Source organism: Arsukibacterium perlucidum DSM 18276, from assembly GCF_000382165.1.
Classification (GTDB): Bacteria; Pseudomonadota; Gammaproteobacteria; order Enterobacterales; family Alteromonadaceae; genus Alishewanella; species Alishewanella perlucidum.
Map to the genome: position 1 here is coordinate 42098 of NZ_KB907722.1, position 17607 is coordinate 59704.

Here is a 17607-nt window from a genome sequence, read left to right on the forward strand (position 1 = left end):
GGCTATCTTACTTAGACTGCCCGCCAAGCTCAATTAAATAGCGAAATATGACTAAACAAACCGGATCTTTGTATGTTGTTGCCACACCTATCGGCAATTTAGCTGACATTAGCGAGCGCGCAATTGCTACCTTAAAACAGGTTAGCTGTATCGCCGCTGAAGATACCCGCCATACCGGTAAGCTGCTGGCGCACCTTGGCGTACAAACCAAAACGCTGGCGTTGCACGACCACAACGAAAAGCAGCGGGCGGCCAGTATTATTGCCCGCTGTCAGCAGGGCGAAGATATCGCGCTGGTATCTGATGCCGGTACGCCGCTGATTAGCGACCCGGGCTACAATCTGGTGCGCCAGTGTCGGGAAGCCGGCATCAGAGTGGTGCCAATTCCGGGGCCTTGTGCGGTTATTACGGCGCTCTGTGCTGCGGGCCTGCCAACAGACAAATTTTTGTTCATCGGTTTTCTGGCAGCAAAAAGCAACCAGCGTCAGGCGCAACTGGCGGCATTACCGGCCGACGTCGGTACCATAGTGTGCTATGAAACGGCGCGACGGATTCAGGCCTGTCTGGACGATGTAGCTCTGGTGCTGGGGCCAGAGCGCGAGCTGGTGCTGGCCAAAGAGCTGACTAAAACGTTCGAGGCGTTTTGTCATGGCACGCCGGCGCATATTCAGGCCTGGTTAAATGAAGATCCGCAGCGTTGTCAGGGCGAAATGGTGCTGATGATTGCCTCTGAACCGGCTAAAGCGGCCAGCGATATTAGCGAGCAGGCGCAAACCACCCTAAAAATTCTGTTGGCTGAACTGCCGGTAAAACAGGCTGCGGCATTAACAGCGCAAATTCATAACGAAAAGAAAAACCCACTGTATAAGCTGGCCTTAGAATGGGCTGGCAGTTAATGCTGATTCACGTATAATGCGCGCTGAGTTGGCCAAGACAATCGCTGCTTGCGCAAGCAAGGGGAGGAAAGTCTGGGCTCCACAGGGCAGGGTGCCAGGTAACGCCTGGGAGGCGCGAGCCTACGACCAGTGCAACAGAGAGCAAACCGCCGATGGCCCGCGCAAGTGGGATCAGGTAAGGGTGAAAGGGTGCGGTAAGAGCGCACCGCGCGACTGGCAACAGTTCGTGGCACGGTAAACTCCACCCGGAGCAAGATCAAATAGGCCCTCTATGGCGCGGCCCGCGTTGAGGGCGGGTAGATTGCTTGAGGCTCAGGGTGACCTGAGTCCTAGAGGAATGATTGTCACTCTGGCAACAGAGCACAGAACCCGGCTTAATGGCCAACTCACCTATTTCTGCCTGCTGCTGGCTGGCGACCTTTGTTAATAGTCGTCAAAGCCTTTTTTCCTGGCCTGCGGTAAGGCTTGTTGTGTAATATCCAATGTAATATTCCGGTACTGCTCATCTAAGCTAATACTTATCTCTTCACTAACTGACGGTTGTTTTTGCCATGGGTGCCAGGTTTTCAGCTGAAAGCTTGTCTGAGGTAAGTCGTTAAAGTGTGCGTCGCCGTTGGCATCTGTTAAGGCGGTAAACCGGCTGGTGCTAACGTAAATATATGCCAGCATATTATCGTGAATATTGCAGCCCAGCGTCACCACACCTGCCTGGTCAAATAATACCGGCGCCTCCGGCTTGCCGGCGTACAAGCGTAACTCAAATATTTTAGCTTTAGAAAATGAATATACATGATGTCGGGTCTTATCAAGATTCGGGAAGTCAATTAACGTTCCTTGTTGCACCATACTGACAAAAGGTTGGAAGTTTAAATCCTTTTGTATGACGTGTACGACTTCTGGCTCTGGTTCTGCCGGATAATTGTCGTTTATTAGTTCAATTACGGTATAAGGGACGGGCCGCTGCGCAGCATCGGTCACTTTGATATGCAGTGTGGCTGCATCGTTTTGCCAGGGCAGGAAGAAAACAACTAATAAAATGAGCTTATGCATAAATGCGCTTATATTTACCAAATAGCGTTCGACGATAGTACATTAATTTAAGAATAGCACCGAAAAAAGCCTGAGAGGTTCTTTATGATAGCGATGACTACCCGCATGACCTGCTGTGTGCTTTGTTGCCTGCTTGCATGCAGTAGTAAAGCGGTTGAGCTGACTTTTAGTGGCAAAGGCGAAATATTCATCTCACAGCAGGAGCCCGCCGCACCGCTTAACAAAACTTGGTTTAATCGCGGTACCGGACAACTTGATTTTGCTGAGTCGGCCATAGGCCCTGGCCCGCAATACTTTACTTTAGATGCTGCCACTGACTCCGCCTTTTCTGGCCGGATTCACGCGCAGTGGCATAACAGGCCCGAGACCGGTTTATCTATTACTGAAGCCTGGCTAAACTGGGCGCCATTGCCTGTAAACGGCTATCGGCTCCGTGCCCGGATAGGTTACTTTTATCCGCAGTTGTCACTGGAAAATACCGACACAGCCTGGACATCGCCATATAGCAGTACATTTTCTGCGATCAATAGCTGGGTTGCAGAAGAAATTCGTGCCCGCGGTGGCGAATTAAGTATCGGCAGGCCAGGGCATTTTTTTCAGTCAAGTCAAAGCTGGACTGCATTTATCGGTGCTTTTCAGGGCAATGATCCCGCAGGCACAATATTAGCGTGGCGCGGCTTTGCTTTACACAATTTGCAAACAGGTTTGGGTGAGCGGGTAGATTTTGCCAATTATCTTAGCTTGCAAACAGGCCCTCTGGTGTTACAAAACCCCTGGGTGGAACCCACCCGCGAGTTAGATCATCGTACAGGCTACTATGTTGGGTTGCATTGGCAATACGGGCAGCACACGCGGATCAGAGCTTACTATTACGACAATAACGGCGATCCATTAGTGTTTAGTCATCAGCAGTATGGCTGGCGTACCCGCTTTAACAGCATTGCAATGCAGCATTTTATTAATGAAAACTGGCAGCTGGTTGCCCAGTGGTTAGATGGTAATACCCTAATGGGGCCTGGTGCTGTCGATGCTGATTTTACTGCCTGGTTTTTACTGGCGCATTGGCAACGGGGGGCAATAAGCGCCACCGTCCGCTACGATGACTTTAACGTTGTTGATAAAGACACCATCCCAAATGATAACAATAACGGAAATGGACAGGCTATTTTGCTGGCGTTAAGTTATTCGTTAAATGACCAGCTGAATGTGGGTGTAGAGCGCGTGATGCTCAATAGTGAGCAGCAGAATCGCCAGCAATGGGCCTGGCCAGTTAAGCAGCAGCAAACATTAAGTAAGTTAGTGCTAACCTGGCGCTGGCCATAAAAAAGCCCGCGCAGAGCGGGCAAAAGGTACCAGGAACAACATGGGGTGTTACATAAACTTGTATTCCAGCAGTAAGGTAAAGGCCCGGCCGCGAGGGTCGGCAATCCGCGGTTCCCAGGCGGCACCGGCAGAAAAATCATTCTGATGCGCAGTAAACGGCGGGTCTTCATCAAACAGGTTTTTTATGCCAAATGTGATATTGAGATCTTCAATACCTTTATAGCTTACGCTGTAGTTATAGGTTATGTACTCATCAACATTGGGGTTCCATTGTGATGGTATATAGGTGCCGTTACGCACGCTCACCGGCAACTCGTCCTTATAACCGTCCCGATACAGCTGAGTCAGGCTATGGCTCCAATCACCCCGCACATAACTGAAGTTAACAGTATGCTTCCATTTAATTGGCAGGTTAAAGTAGCGTACATATTCGCCTACCAGATTATCGCTGTAAGGCAGGCTGTCGATCCCTTTAGATTTAAAGGTGTCAATATAACTGCCGTTCAGGTTAACTTTCCAGGCACCGCCGGCCAGTTCACCCATTAGGTTAACGTCCAGCTCAATACCTCTGGTCAGGGTACCACCGGAATTTATAAAGCGGCGGTCTATTGCGACGACATCGCCTGCTGAGTTACGTATCCAGTTGCCAACAAACAGATCATAGTTTTCAATTAACACATCGCGCGGCGCTGAGCGGATAGTATCGGTGCGCTCAATTTCCCACCAGTCGACGCTGAAATTCAGATAGTCTGTCGGCACCACCACAACGCCCAGACTTTTCTGTTCTGACTCTTCCGGTTCAAGATCTGGTTTACCACCGAACAGCTCTACCGGTTGAATACGTTCACAACCCGCAACAGTTTCGTCTGCTGCAGCGCCCGGACAGGTAGCCGGGTCTGCCAGGTCAAGACCGGTGTACTGTGATTCGGTTACGCCATTAAACAGTTGGTTAAATGACGGTACTTTAAAGCCGGTACTAAACGCACCCCGCACCATCAGCTGCTCCATAGGCCGATAACTGAATGCCACCTTAGGATTAGTGGTGCTGCCGAAACCGTCATATTTGTCATAACGGCCTGCTAAGGTGACTTCAAGTTGTTCTGTGACCGGTAAATAAAATTCTGCAAAAAGCGCTTTAATGTCCCGGCTTACTTTTTCCAGCACATTTGCGTTATCAAAGGGTGCTAAAAATACCGGCCGCATTTCAGCGCGTTCATCACCATTAAATTTAAATTCCTCACGGCGCAAGTCGGTACCAACTGCCATCATGATCTCGCCGCCCGGCAATTCAAAGCCAATTTCACCAGAAATAGTGGCGTCAATCTGGGTCATTACCGACTCGCCACCATACAGGGTCACGCCCCTGGCAGAGGCGCTTTGTAGCGCATTAATACCCGCTGCCGACTGACTTTGGCCTGGTAACAGGAAAGGATTCAGATCACCACTGCCAAGGGCGGCCTGCAAGCCATCGGTAAAGTAATATCCGCCACCCAGTTGCGACTCTGACTCACTGGAAGCGCGGGAAATACCGACATTGTAATCCCAGTCGGCTACCACACCTTCAAACGACGCCAGTAAGCGATAAGATTTAGTGGTGGTATCTATCTCGCGGCCACCACATGCCATACAGCGCCAGCGATAGGCAATACTCTCGCCGTAGTTAAGTTGATCGGTGCCAAAATAGTTTGCCAGGGCGGTAAAAATAGTATCGTAAGCCGCGCCGGTACTTGGGTACCAGGTGCTGGGGCCAAAAGTGCCACTGGGAGAAATTTGATAGGGTTCAAATGCTTTACTGACGTCGACTTCTGAAGCAACAAATTCGATAGTGGCCATATGCTGTTCAGCCAGTTTAAACGATGCCCGGCCAACAAAATCAATGCTTTCCTGTGGTTGTTGAATCCGCGCAGCCGCCGGGTAATCCCAGGCACAGGCATAACGGGACGACTCTGAACTCCATAGTCGCTGATCGTAAGGACCCATCATATCGCCGCCGGTTTCACAGCCCGCTGCGCCGGGTAAATCCAGAATGTTGACCGCAATAACTGACTGGCCATCAAGCGGGTCAATCAGGCCGGTACCAATCAGGTTAGGCTGAGAAGCCCCACGGTTAAATACTGTGGCAAATGGCGTGCCCCGGGTATCCGGTGATAAACCCCGTTCTGGCTGGAAAGTATTAGAAAAGTCCCGGTCTGAGCCTTTTAAAACTTCATTTTTTTTGAGTGACAGGGTGGCAAAGGCATTCCAGCCATCTATATTGTAGTCACCCGCACCCACCAACAGATTAGTGCGATAAATATTACCACCACCGGCTTCGGTGTGGTCTGCGAAGGCAGAGACTTCCGCCCCGGTATAATCTCGTTTGGTAATAAAGTTTATTACGCCGCCGATGGCATCGGTACCATATACCGCCGAGGCGCCATCACGTAACACTTCTACCCGGTCCAGTGCGGCAAAGGGAATTGAGTTTAAATCTACCGCCCGGCCTTTTAAGCCATGGGTGGCGACACGGCGGCCGTTTAGCAGTACCAGGGTAGCGTCGGCACCCTGGCCACGCAGGTTCGCGCCAGACACGCCATTATTACCACGTTGCTCTCCGGAAACGATACCACCATTACTTGCGAGGTTATCAGATGCATTACCGGCAATGTTCATTTGCAACAGCAATTGTTCAGCCGAGGTAATACCTGCAGCATCAATATCGGCTTTGCTAAATACTGTAATAGGCAAAGCGCCTTCCAGCTCGGTTCTTTTTATGCTGGAGCCGGTAACCCGGATCCGTTCTACTTTGGCATCTGAGTCGGTAGTGTCAGATTGCACAGGATTATCCTGCGCAAAAGCATGGGTGCTAAGGCCGGCTAGGGTAAGGGCCTGAATAAGTTTAGTCAACTTCATCACTGTCTCCTGGATTTGCAGTTGTGTCTTATTATCGCTATCCGTTAGTCGGGTTCTGAGCGCCCGTTTTCATTGTTGTTGGCAGATGTTTATTTTCTGCGCAAAATTAACATAGCAATAATTTTTTGGTTTTGAAAATAATTTATGCTAAAAATTGTTATTAATTGGAATATTTGATTCTATTTGCAGCTATTATAAGAGTCAGCCAGTGATTTTCGTGCGCTGGCAAGAGGAAAAAATGAAGCTACATTATTGTTTAATTGTGCTTTTATGCTTAGGCAACTGGTTTTTTCAGGGCAACACCTATGCTGAGTCAGATATTCCTATGTTAAAAACCGATCATCTGACTGCCGATTACTGGCTGGCCAAAGTGGCAGATGCCAACACCGTGCTGTTAACGCAGGCCCAAATCAGTGCCCGCAATCAAGACACCTTTGCCCGCCAGGCCCAAATGCACGATTTAGCCGGCCTGCCAGCCAGTTTAAGTGCCCAGCAGTTAACCGCCCTGATCAGTAGCGCCAGTGCTAAGCCAGCACAGCCCCGTTTTTATGCCGATGGTGCCGCAGTCACTGCCGCACAGTGGCAGGCTTACCAGCACAACCTTAATACCGACGCAGTGCAGGCTACCAACCCGGTCCGGTTTGGCCTGGTGGTAAAGCGCACTGATTTACGCAGCATGCCCACTGCAGACCGGGTACATAATGAAAATATGGCACTGGATTTAGATCGCTTTCAGGAAACCGCCCTGTTTCCGGGCGAAGCGGTCGCTGTGTTACACCAAAGTCGCGATGGCAAGTGGCTGCTGTTGCAGAATTACCATTACACTGGTTGGGTGCAGGCAGCGGATATTGCGCTTGGTAGCCGGCAACAGGTACTGGCATACAGCGAACAAGCGCCGTTTCTGGTCGTTACCGGTGCCCGGGCTTACACCAGCTATACGCCGGCTGTGCCGGCTATTTCCGAATTACTGCTGGATATGGGCAGCCGCTTACCGCTACTCACTGCCAAAGATACCGGCCATAATGTGCACGGCCAGAACCCGCATGCCAGCTATATTGTTAAACTGCCGGTGCGTAGCAGTGATGGCAGCCTGGATTTTACCCCGGCATTAATTGCCCGCCAGCAGGATGTCAGTGTTGGTTATCTGCCTTACACCACTGCTAATGTGCTGCAGCAGGCATTTAAGTTCCTTGGCGACCGCTACGGTTGGGGGCATGATTATGACAGCCGCGACTGCACCGGCTTTATTATTGAAATTTACCGCAGCTTTGGTTTGCTGATGCCACGTAACTCCGGCCAGCAGGGCGAGGGCAGTTATGGTCACAATGTCCGCTTTAGCGCCCAAAGCAGCCACAGCGACAAGCTGGCGGCAATCAGTGAAGCCAGCGCAGGAGATTTAATTTACCGGCCCGGTCATGTCATGTTGTACCTGGGGAATGATAACGGCGAGCCCTTTGTCATTCACTCGGTACATGAACTGGCCTATTTTTCAGGCAAAGATTCTGAAAAAAATGCCGGCGCTACGCAGACGAAGCCTGAGCTGTATCAGGGTATTTTAAATGGGGTGGCAGTAACACCGTTAACCCCGCTGCAGCTGACGGCTGACAGCAGTTATCTGGATAAAATATACGCGATTAAATCATTGCGTTAACCGAGGCTCCTATGAAAATTACCGACATCCGGCTGGGCATGCTTACCATACCACTGAAAACCCCGTTTAAAACGGCGCTGCGCACCGTGCAGCAGATTGAAGATGTGGTGGTAATGATTGAAACCGACACCGGCCATACCGGCTACGGTGAGGCGCCCGCCACGGCGGTTATTACCGGTGATATTCACGGCTCAATTATCGGTGCTATTAACAGCGTGATAAAGCCGAAACTGGTTGGGCAGCAAATTGCCGATTTAAATCATATTATCCGCCTTATTCAGGGCGCTATTATGAAAAACTACAGCGCCAAAGCCGCGGTAGAAATGGCGGTATATGATTTATTCGCCCAGCTGTATCAGGCCCCTTTGTACAAAATACTGGGTGGTGGTGTACCAAAAATAACCACAGACATCACCATTAGTGTCGACTATATCGATAAAATGGTGGCCGACTCACTCAGTGCCATCGACCGCGGCTTTGAAACCCTGAAAGTGAAAGTGGGCAAAGATATTGGCGTCGATATCGAGCGGGTTAAAGCAATTTATGGCGCCGTAGCCGGTAAGGCATTGATCCGGTTGGATGCTAATCAGGGCTGGACCGCCAAAGAAGCGGTATATGCGCTGCGCAAACTGGAAGATGCCGGGGTGCGGCTGGAGCTGGTGGAGCAGCCGGTAAAAGCGTACGACTTAGACGGCTTAAAATACATTACCGAGCGGGTACACACCCCGGTAATGGCCGATGAGAGCAGTTTTGGCCCGCGCGAAGTAATAGAGCTGATTAAAATGCGTGCTGCCGATATTATTAATATCAAGTTGATGAAGACCGGTGGTATAGCCAATGCCATTAAAATTGCCGACATCTGCTCGTTTTATGATATGCAGTGCATGATAGGTTGCATGCTCGAAGGCAGTATCAGTGTGGCGGCAGCGGTGCATGTTGCGGTAGCTAAGTCAGATGTCATTACTAAAATTGATTTAGACGGCCCGTCGCTTTGTGCTTTTGACCCGGTAACCAGCAGTGTCAGCTTTAATGATGCCGATATTACCATTGGCAATGCGCCGGGGCTGGGAATTACCGCTATCGATGGTTTAAAAATGTTGCCATAGCCCGGCAACTCCGCGTCGGCTTGGGTTATGGTTTTTCCAGCAAGCCGAGTAACTCGGTACTTTCGGTTAGTGCAAGATCGTTATTTTGCCAATGACAAAGCTGTAAATACAGCATATGACACAGATGCTGTTGCGCCAGCTGGGTTAAAATCGGGTTTAAGCGAATGTCTTCTTCAGCACTTAAGGTAAACAGGGTGATGTCGGCCGCCAGGCTCTGGGCATTGGTTTTATAGCTGGTCAGCGAGATAATTTTCAGCTGGCGGCTTTTGGCATAGTGCTCCAGCTTTAATAAGTCACTGTTCTGGCCGGAATCGGATACTAATAATAATACGCTGGTATCGGTTAAACTGCGGGCCAGTTGCAGCGCTAACGCCGGATCAGCGTGATGCAGCGCCAGCTTGCCCAGTTGCAGCAGGCGAAACTGCATATCTGCCACTACTATCGCTGATTTGGCAAAACCGGCCAGCAGTATTTTATCAGCGCCCTGCAATAACCGGGCTGCCTGCAGCAGGGTTTTTTCGTCGTTAATAGTCAGTAAGGTTCGCAAATGCTGTTGCAGGCTGAACTGTAACTGCTCGCCAATCCCCAGCAAACTGGCGTCGTCGTTGTTTTTATCGGCCTGATCCCGGTTCATGGTGCTGGCCGTAACCACCGCTTCGTTGATCGCCAGTTTCAGATCAGGGTAACCTTTGTAGCCCAGCTTCTGACAAAACTTCACTACACTGGACTGACTAATACCAACCGCATCGGCCAGTTGCTGCGAGGAGTAATCGCGCAACATATGGGCATTGTCCAGAATAAACTCGGCCAGCTTGCGTTCTATAACCGACATCTGGTCCAGCATGCCACGTATCTTCAGTAAACTCAGCATAGGCGGTGTTCTTAGGCTCAACCGGCCAGGCTGCCGGTTATAAAAAATTAGTTATGCAATATGTAAATTTATATTGAATAATTTATTCGGCAATAGCAAGTTTTCTGGCAAAAAAGCCGCCGCGGCTAAATTAATTTTCAGCAGACCGCCGGGCAAACCTTTTCTTATTCGCCACTTTTCCCCACCAAAATCATCAACTTCAACCGAGCGCCCGATTTTACTGGATCTATATCGATCACCAGACTCGGTTTTTACCTTGACATTGGTTAAAGCAGAGCCCTAAACTGTATCGTTGTGGGGATTTGTGGGTAATTGTGGATCATTTTGGAATTTTCCAGACGATTCAGGCTGGCGCTGCGCTAAAAATCGCAGGCCGCTTAACCAGGCAGATAAGTTATGTTTCGTGGGTCATTTACACTGACATTAGATGATAAGGGACGGTTAGCGCTGCCAGCGCGTTACCGGGAAATCCTGTTGTCTGAAAATCAGGGCCACTTGATCTGCACCATCGACTTACACGACCCCTGCTTATTATTGTATCCGCTGGCAGAGTGGGAAGAAATAGAAGAAAAACTGAAGTCTCTGTCCAGCCTGAACCCGCAGGAACGTCGCCTGCAGCGTTTATTACTGGGTAACGCCACTGACTGCGACATGGATAAAAGCGGCCGTATTTTAGTGCCGGCACCGCTGCGCCAGCACGCCGGCCTGGCTAAGAATATCCGCTTAGTAGGCCAGTTGAACAAATTTGAAATCTGGGACGAAGCCGCCTGGCATGAGCGCTTAACCGCTGATATTGAACTGGAACAGGCTCAGGCAGGCACCGTTGAATTATCTGAACGATTACAGGACTTTGTACTGTAAATGACTAGCCAAGCTCATATCTCTGTCTTGCTGCAAGAAGCAATCGACGGACTCGCAATTAAAGCCGACGGCAATTACCTGGACGGCACCTTTGGTCGTGGCGGCCATAGCAGGGAAATTCTTAAATTACTTGGCCCGAATGGCCGTTTATTCGCAATTGACCGCGATCCCTCCGCCATCGCTGCTGCAGCCCCACTGCAAGCTGATGCGCGTTTTCACATCACCCATACCCCCTTTGCCGCCCTGGCAACTGTAGCTGAGCAACAACAGCTCAGCGGCAAATTAGACGGCATCTTGCTTGATTTAGGTGTGTCATCCCCGCAACTGGACGATGCCGATCGTGGCTTCAGTTTTATGCGCGACGGCCCGCTCGATATGCGGATGGACCCCAGCAGTGGTGTGTCAGCGGCACAGTGGCTGGCAACAGCTGATGTTGAAGAGATTAGTTTTGTGCTACGTGAATATGGCGAAGAGCGTTTTGCCTGGCGGATTGCCCAGGCAATAGTAGCGGCGAGAGTGGAGACGCCCTTTAGCCGCACTGCCCAGCTGGCGAAACTGATTAGTGACAGCGTGCCAAAAAGCCATAAAGAGAAAAAGCATCCGGCTACCCGCAGTTTTCAGGCTATTCGTATCTACGTGAACAGCGAGCTGGAGCAGGTCAACCAGGCGCTGCATGCGGCCATGGCAGTACTGAAACCAGGTGGCCGCCTGGTGGTGATCAGCTTTCATTCGCTGGAAGACCGGCTGGTTAAACAGTTTATGCGGCGTTATTCCAAAGGCGAGCCGGTACCGCGTGGTATGCCGTTAACTGATGCGCAGTTATCAAAGGCTATTCCGTTCAAGCTGGTTGGTAAAGCCATTATGCCATCTGAGGCCGAACTGGCTGCTAATCCGCGGGCGCGCAGTGCCGTGCTGCGGATTGCTGAAAAGCAACTTATTGCAGAGAGGCCGGCGCAATGAGTCAAATTCAGCTGGAACGATTAATCAGTCAGGACTGGCGCCAGCACAAGCTGGCCGGTGTGCTGTTGCTGGCTTGTATTGTTTCAGCACTGGCTGTGGTGTATCTGGCCCATTTAAACCGCCAGCTGACCATTGCCCAGGACACCTATTACCAGCAACGTGACCAACTTGATACGCAATGGCGCAATTTGTTGCTGGAGCAACGATCTTTAGCCGAACACAGCCGGGTGGAGGATATCGCCAGGCGCAGCTTAAATATGCAGCGGCCCAGCGGCGAGCGAGAAATAATGGTGAGGCCGCAATGACAGCTAAACCACGCAAAAGCCAGGCCAAAGCCCGCCAGTATCCGTCAGTAATTAGCTGGCGTTTTGCCTTTGTAATGATCATGCTGACCCTGGTATTTGCTGCCTTGCTGGCCCGGGCTGCCTGGTTGCAGGTAATAGAGCCGGAAATGCTGGTAACCCAGGGCGATCGCCGCAGTTTGCGGGTCGAGGCCGATACGGTAATGCGTGGCATGGTGTTCGACCGCCATGGCGAAGCACTGGCCATCAGCGTGCCGGTTGAGGCCATCTGGGCTGATCCGAAAATTGTTATCGAACGCAATGCGCCCGGTGATGAGCGGCGCTGGCATGCGCTGGCTGACATTATGCAAATGACCCCACAGCAATTGCTAAGCCGGGTAGGTGATGATCCAAAACGGCGCTTTGTTTATTTGCAGCGTCAGGTTAATCCGGCGGTGGTCGATTACGTTAAAAAACTGAAAGTGCCGGGAATTTACTTCCGCCAGGAGTCAAAACGTTATTATCCGGCCGGTGAAGTTACCGCTCAGTTAATTGGCTTTACCAACGTCGATGATGTTGGGGTGGAAGGCATCGAAAAACGCTTTGATGCCCTGCTTACTGGTACCGCCGGTCGCAAAGTATTCCGTAAAGATGCCAAGGGCCGCGAAATTGAAGTGCTGGAGCGCCAGGACGCCACTGCACCGAAAAATTTGCAGCTAAGCATTGACCAGCGTATTCAGACCGTTGCTTATCGTGAACTGAAAAAGGCCGTGTTATCACATGGTGCTACCTCTGGTTCGGCGGTGGTGGTCGATGTCGCCAGCGGCGAAATTCTGGCAATGGTAAACAGCCCGTCATTTAACCCTAATAACCGGCGTGATACACCGGTGCATCGTTATCGTAACCGGGCTATTACCGATACCTTTGAACCGGGTTCCACCATGAAGCCGCTGGCGGTATTAAGTGCGCTGGAATTTGGCAGCGCCACCCTCGACACCGTGGTCAACACTCACCCAGGTACTATGCGGATTGGTGGCAGCTGGGTGCGCGACCCGAACAACTATAAAGAGCTTGATTTAACGGGCATTATTCAGAAATCCAGCAATATGGGCGTGGCGAAACTGGTACTGGAAATGCCGCATCAGCATGTTATTGGCTTATACAACAATATGGGGCTGGGTGAAGATACCGGCCTGGGCCTGGCGGGCGAAAGCAGTGGTATTTTCAGCTACCGTCAGCGCTGGTCTGATTTTGAACGTGCTACTTTTTCATACGGTTACGGATTGTCAGTAACAGCGGTGCAGCTGGCCCGGGCCTACGCCACTATGGCTAACGGTGGCATTAACCGGCCACTTAGCATTATTAAAAATAATGAAGCGGAACCCGGCCAGCGGGTTTTGGCGCAAAAACATGCGCTGGCTATGCTGGAAATGATGGAAGCGAATATTGGCCCTGGTGGCACCGCAACCCGGGCCCAGGTTCATGGCTATCGGGTTGGTGGTAAAACAGGTACTGCGCGTAAGGCTGTTGCCGGTGGCTATGGTGACGATTATATCGCCTCTTTCGCCGGGGTAGGCCCGGTGTCTGACCCGCGGATTGTCACGGTAGTGGTCATCAATGAACCTGCTGGTGATTTTTATCACGGTGGTGAAATAGCCGCGCCGGTATTTGCCAGTATCATGGGCGCCAGCCTGCAATTACTTAATGTTACGCCTGATGCCGATACCGGCCTGGCGCTGATCAGCCGTGCAGGAGGTCGCAATGCCAACTAACCAGTTACATTTATGGTTGCCTGAGCTGGCAAGCCAGCTAACTGACCGGCCGCTGCAGCATTTACGGCTGGACAGCCGGTTAGTAGCAGCCGGTGACGTATTTATTGCCATGCCCGGTACCCGTGAGCATGGTAACAAGTACATCAGCCAGGCACTGGCGCAAGGCGCGGCGCTGGTGCTGACTGACAAAGCTAATGATCAGGAGCAATGTGGCCAGGACCCGCGGGTGCTGGTGATGGCCGATTTAGTAGCACAGATGCCGCAGCTGGCAGCCCGTTTTTATCAGCAGCCGCAACAGCAGTTACAACTGGTTGGTATTACCGGTACTAACGGTAAATCCAGTACCAGCTGTTTTATCAATCAGTTAGCAGAGCACTGTGCCACGCCGGCAGCGGTAATCGGCACTTTAGGTTATGGCCACTGGCAGCAGTTAACACCACTACTAAATACCACACCACACTATATTGAATTACAACGCATTCTGGCTGAATTTGTGGCCGAAAAGCGCCAGCTGGTGGCGATGGAAGTCTCCTCCCATGCTCTGGCACAGCAGCGGGTAGCCGGCATTCAGTTTCAGGTGGCGGTATTTACTAATTTAAGCCGCGATCACCTCGATTATCACGGCAGCATGGCAGAATATGGCCAGGCGAAAAGCTTGCTGTTCCAGCCCGATATCAGCCGCTGTGCAGTGCTGAATGTGTCTGACCCGCTGGGTAAGTCGCTGGCCAGTCGCAACGATATTCCGGTGTGGGCTTACGGTAAAGCTGAAGACTGTCAAACTTACGCCCGGTATCTGGGTTATCACCAGTTAACCGCTACCGAACAGGGCTTTCAGTGTTTATTAAGCAGTCAGGCTGGTGAGCATAAACTGCAATTGCCTTTGCTGGGTGAGTTTAATATCCAGAATGTGCTGGCTGCCATCAGTAGCCTGCTGGCACTGGGTTACGACCTGACTGAATTATTGCATGCGGCCAGCCGTCTGCAACCACTCGCTGGCAGGATGGAGCAATTTGTGTTCAGCCACGGCGTTACCGTGGTGGTCGATTACGCCCATACCCCTGACGCATTACAACAGGCACTTCAGGCGTTACGGAAACACTGTACCGGCCACCTCTGGTGCGTCTTTGGTTGTGGTGGTGATCGTGATAAAGGCAAAAGGCCAATAATGGGTCAGCTGGCACAACAATACGCAGATCATAGTATTGTTACCTCAGACAACCCGCGCAGTGAAGCGCCATTGCAGATTTGCGAAGATATTGCTGCAGGCATGAAAGACGAAGATAACTATCGGATAGAGCCGAACCGCCAATTGGCAATCAAACTGGCGCTGGTCAGCGCCCAGCAAGGTGACGTGATCCTGCTGGCTGGCAAAGGCCATGAAACAACCCAGACTATAGGGCACGAGCAACAATACTATGATGAGCGTGCTTATGTGCGGCAACTTATGTCGGAGATGGCATTATGATAACGCTAAGCTGTGCAGAAATAGCTACCTTATTACAGGGGCAGTTTATTGGCCAGGATCACCAGATCAGTGAAGTCAGCACAGATAGCCGAACGATAAGCCGCGGTGCCTTATTTATTGCCTTAAAAGGGCCTAACTTTGATGGCAGTCGTTTTGCTGCCGATGTCAGCGCCAAAGGCGCCGCTGCTATTGTGGCAGACCGGCCGCTGGAGTGCGACATCAGCCAGATAGTGGTGGCTGATACCCGCCTGGCTCTGGGCCAGCTTGGGGCCGCCGTTAAAGCACGCTTGCAGCCAAAAACTATCGCGGTAACCGGTAGTGCCGGTAAAACCACCGTTAAAGAAATGCTGGCCGCCATTCTGAGTCGTTGCGGCCAGGTGCTGGCCACTCAGGGCAATTTTAATAACGACATTGGTGTGCCATTAACCCTGCTGCGTTTAACGGCAGAACACCAGTTCGCCGTAATAGAGCTGGGTGCTAACCATGCCGGGGAAATTGCCTATACCACCTCACTGGTGAAGCCAAATGTCGCTATTATCACCAATGCCGCCGCCTCGCACCTGGAAGGTTTTGGTGATACGTACGGGGTGGCCAGAGCTAAGGGCGAAATATTCTCAGGCCTTGCTGATGGTGGCATTGCCATTATGCAGCATGATAGTGAGTTTACTGAATACTGGCGCAACCGTTGTAAACATTTAAAAATTATCAGCTTTGCCAGTGATTACAAAACTGATAGCAACACTGGCAACAGCACTGCCGACATTCGGGCTGAACAAATAACCTTAAATAGTCAGGGCTGTGCTCAGTTTAAGTTGCTATATGGCAACGAGCAGGCGCTGGTGCAGCTCAGCTTGCCAGGTAAGCATAACGTGGCCAATGCGCTGGCGGCAGCCGCTGCTGCGTTGGCAGTTGGTGCCGGGCTTAGTGATGTGCAGCTGGGGCTGGCCCAGATGTCCGGCGTCAAAGGCCGCACCAATATTATTGAACTCAGCAAACAAATTAAGCTGATAGACGACACTTATAACGCCAATGTTGAGTCAGTAAAAGCGGCAATCGATTTACTGGCCAGTTATCCGGGTTATCGGGTGCTGCTGCTGGGCGATATGGCTGAACTGGGCGCTAATGCCCGTTTATACCACGAAGAGATTGGTTTATACGCCAAACATGCCGGTATTAATCTGTTATTCACCCTGGGTGTGTTATCACAGAGCGCCAGTGACTTGTTCAATGGACAAGGCTCGCATTTCAGCTCGCGGCAGTCGATGTTAGATCGGCTGATACCGCTTATTACAACCCAGCAAAGTGTCACCATACTCATTAAGGGCTCTCGTAGTGCGAAAATGGAGTTAGTCGTGCAGGACTTGCTAGAAAGATGTCAGCAGGAGCGTAGCCCATGCTAGTGTGGTTAGCCGAATACTTAACCCAGTACATTAGCTTTTTTAATGTGTTCAGTTACCTGACCTTCCGGTCAATTCTGGGCGTGTTAACCTCGTTATTTTTAAGTCTTTATTTCGGCCCGATCCTGATTGCCCGGCTGCAGAAAATGCAAATTGGCCAGGTCGTGCGCGGCGATGGCCCGGAAAGCCATTTCTCTAAAAAAGGCACGCCCACCATGGGTGGCCTGCTGATTTTAGGCTCTATTCTGGTCAGTACTCTGCTGTGGGCAAACCTAAGCAATAAGTACGTCTGGGTGGTGCTGTTTGTGCTGGTTAGTTTTGGTGTTATCGGTTTTATCGACGATTACCGCAAGGTGATCCGTAAAGATCCAAAAGGCCTGATTGCCCGCTGGAAGTACTTCTGGCAGTCAGTATTCGCTATTATCACCGCGCTGTTTTTGTATATGACCGCAGAACGTCCGGCAGAAACGGCATTGGTGGTGCCGTTCTTAAAAGATGTGATGCCACAGTTAGGCCTGTTGTTTCTGGCGCTGAGTTACTTTGTCATTGTTGGCACCAGCAATGCGGTTAACCTGACCGACGGTCTGGATGGCCTGGCGATAGTACCCACCATCATGGTAGCCGGTGCCTTTGCCATCATTGCTTATGCCAGTGGTAACGTAAATTTTGCCGGTTATCTGAATATTCCTTATCTGCCCTATGCCAGCGAGTTGGTGGTGCTGTGCGCCGCCATGATCGGCGCCGGTCTCGGTTTCCTCTGGTTTAACACCTATCCGGCTCAGGTTTTTATGGGCGATGTCGGATCGTTAGCGCTGGGTGCGGTACTTGGGGTGATTGCTATTTTAGTCCGCCAGGAAATTGTGTTGTTTATTATGGGCGGTATTTTTGTGATGGAAACCGTGTCGGTGATTCTGCAGGTTGGCTCTTACAAATTACGCGGCCAGCGGATCTTCCGGATGGCACCAATTCATCATCACTACGAATTAAAAGGCTGGCCGGAGCCGCGGGTTATTGTCCGCTTCTGGATTTTATCGATCATTTTTGTACTGGTGGGTCTGGCGACCCTGAAACTGAGATAACGA

Annotated in this window: 14 protein-coding genes and 1 other RNA gene; 12 read left to right on the forward strand and 3 right to left on the reverse strand. The window is 51.1% G+C overall.

The genetic code is table 11. From position 1 onward, the window contains the following. Positions 1-47 precede the first annotated feature (47 nt). Together rsmI and rnpB are read left to right on the forward strand one after the other, a co-directional pair. A complete protein-coding gene (gene rsmI, locus H141_RS0114610; protein ID WP_019677026.1) occupies positions 48-896 on the forward strand; it encodes a 16S rRNA (cytidine(1402)-2'-O)-methyltransferase in 849 nt (282 codons plus the stop codon). Positions 897-920: 24 nt separating this feature from the next. Then, positions 921-1289: RNase P RNA component class A (gene rnpB, locus H141_RS20975), an RNA gene on the forward strand. Positions 1290-1319: 30 nt separating this feature from the next. Here rnpB and H141_RS0114630 read toward each other — a convergent pair. Further along, entirely contained in the window at positions 1320-1946 is a 627-nt protein-coding gene (locus H141_RS0114630) for a methylamine utilization protein (protein ID WP_019677029.1), read from the reverse strand. An 84-nt stretch (positions 1947-2030) separates the two neighbouring features. Between H141_RS0114630 and H141_RS0114635 the strand changes: the two genes are divergently transcribed. Continuing rightward, on the forward strand, positions 2031-3269 hold the full coding sequence (locus tag H141_RS0114635) for a TonB-dependent receptor (RefSeq protein WP_026349492.1): 1239 nt from the start codon (positions 2031-2033) through the stop codon (positions 3267-3269). 48 nt (positions 3270-3317) lie between these two features. Here H141_RS0114635 and H141_RS0114640 read toward each other — a convergent pair whose 3' ends face one another. Further along, positions 3318-6161 carry a TonB-dependent receptor gene (locus H141_RS0114640; RefSeq protein WP_019677031.1) on the reverse strand — a complete coding sequence of 948 codons (2844 nt, stop codon included), beginning with the start codon at positions 6159-6161 and terminating at the stop codon, positions 3318-3320. Positions 6162-6399: 238 nt separating this feature from the next. Here H141_RS0114640 and H141_RS0114645 point away from each other — a divergent pair, with 238 nt between their 5' ends. Next, a complete protein-coding gene (locus H141_RS0114645; protein ID WP_157610942.1) occupies positions 6400-7812 on the forward strand; it encodes an SH3 domain-containing protein in 1413 nt (470 codons plus the stop codon). Positions 7813-7823: 11 nt separating this feature from the next. After that, positions 7824-8918 carry a dipeptide epimerase gene (locus H141_RS0114650; RefSeq protein ID WP_019677033.1) on the forward strand — a complete coding sequence of 365 codons (1095 nt, stop codon included), beginning with the start codon at positions 7824-7826 and terminating at the stop codon, positions 8916-8918. Positions 8919-8943: 25 nt separating this feature from the next. On the opposite strand, the gene H141_RS0114655 is transcribed toward H141_RS0114650, so the two are convergent. Next, entirely contained in the window at positions 8944-9789 is an 846-nt protein-coding gene (locus H141_RS0114655; RefSeq protein WP_019677034.1) for a MurR/RpiR family transcriptional regulator, read from the reverse strand. Positions 9790-10185: 396 nt separating this feature from the next. Here H141_RS0114655 and mraZ point away from each other — a divergent pair, with 396 nt between their 5' ends. From mraZ to mraY, 7 genes are read left to right on the forward strand one after another with little or no spacing between them, the layout of a single operon-like run. Beyond that, positions 10186-10650 carry a division/cell wall cluster transcriptional repressor MraZ gene (gene mraZ / locus H141_RS0114665; protein WP_019677036.1) on the forward strand — a complete coding sequence of 155 codons (465 nt, stop codon included), beginning with the start codon at positions 10186-10188 and terminating at the stop codon, positions 10648-10650. Next, on the forward strand, positions 10651-11610 hold the full coding sequence (gene rsmH / locus H141_RS0114670) for a 16S rRNA (cytosine(1402)-N(4))-methyltransferase RsmH (protein WP_019677037.1): 960 nt from the start codon (positions 10651-10653) through the stop codon (positions 11608-11610). Beyond that, a complete protein-coding gene (gene ftsL, locus H141_RS0114675) occupies positions 11607-11915 on the forward strand; it encodes a cell division protein FtsL (protein WP_019677038.1) in 309 nt (102 codons plus the stop codon). The genes rsmH and ftsL overlap by 4 nt, the downstream gene beginning before the upstream one ends. Next, the gene (locus H141_RS0114680; RefSeq protein ID WP_019677039.1) at positions 11912-13663 is read left to right on the forward strand and encodes a peptidoglycan glycosyltransferase FtsI; all 1752 of its coding nucleotides are present in this window, start codon (positions 11912-11914) and stop codon (positions 13661-13663) included. Before ftsL ends, H141_RS0114680 begins: the two co-directional genes overlap by 4 nt. After that, entirely contained in the window at positions 13653-15128 is a 1476-nt protein-coding gene (locus H141_RS0114685) for a UDP-N-acetylmuramoyl-L-alanyl-D-glutamate--2,6-diaminopimelate ligase (RefSeq protein ID WP_019677040.1), read from the forward strand. The genes H141_RS0114680 and H141_RS0114685 overlap by 11 nt, the downstream gene beginning before the upstream one ends. Next, positions 15125-16528 carry a UDP-N-acetylmuramoyl-tripeptide--D-alanyl-D-alanine ligase gene (locus tag H141_RS0114690; protein WP_019677041.1) on the forward strand — a complete coding sequence of 468 codons (1404 nt, stop codon included), beginning with the start codon at positions 15125-15127 and terminating at the stop codon, positions 16526-16528. Before H141_RS0114685 ends, H141_RS0114690 begins: the two co-directional genes overlap by 4 nt. Then, a complete protein-coding gene (mraY, locus tag H141_RS0114695; RefSeq protein ID WP_019677042.1) occupies positions 16522-17604 on the forward strand; it encodes a phospho-N-acetylmuramoyl-pentapeptide-transferase in 1083 nt (360 codons plus the stop codon). Before H141_RS0114690 ends, mraY begins: the two co-directional genes overlap by 7 nt. The last annotated feature ends 3 nt before the right edge of the window (positions 17605-17607 follow it).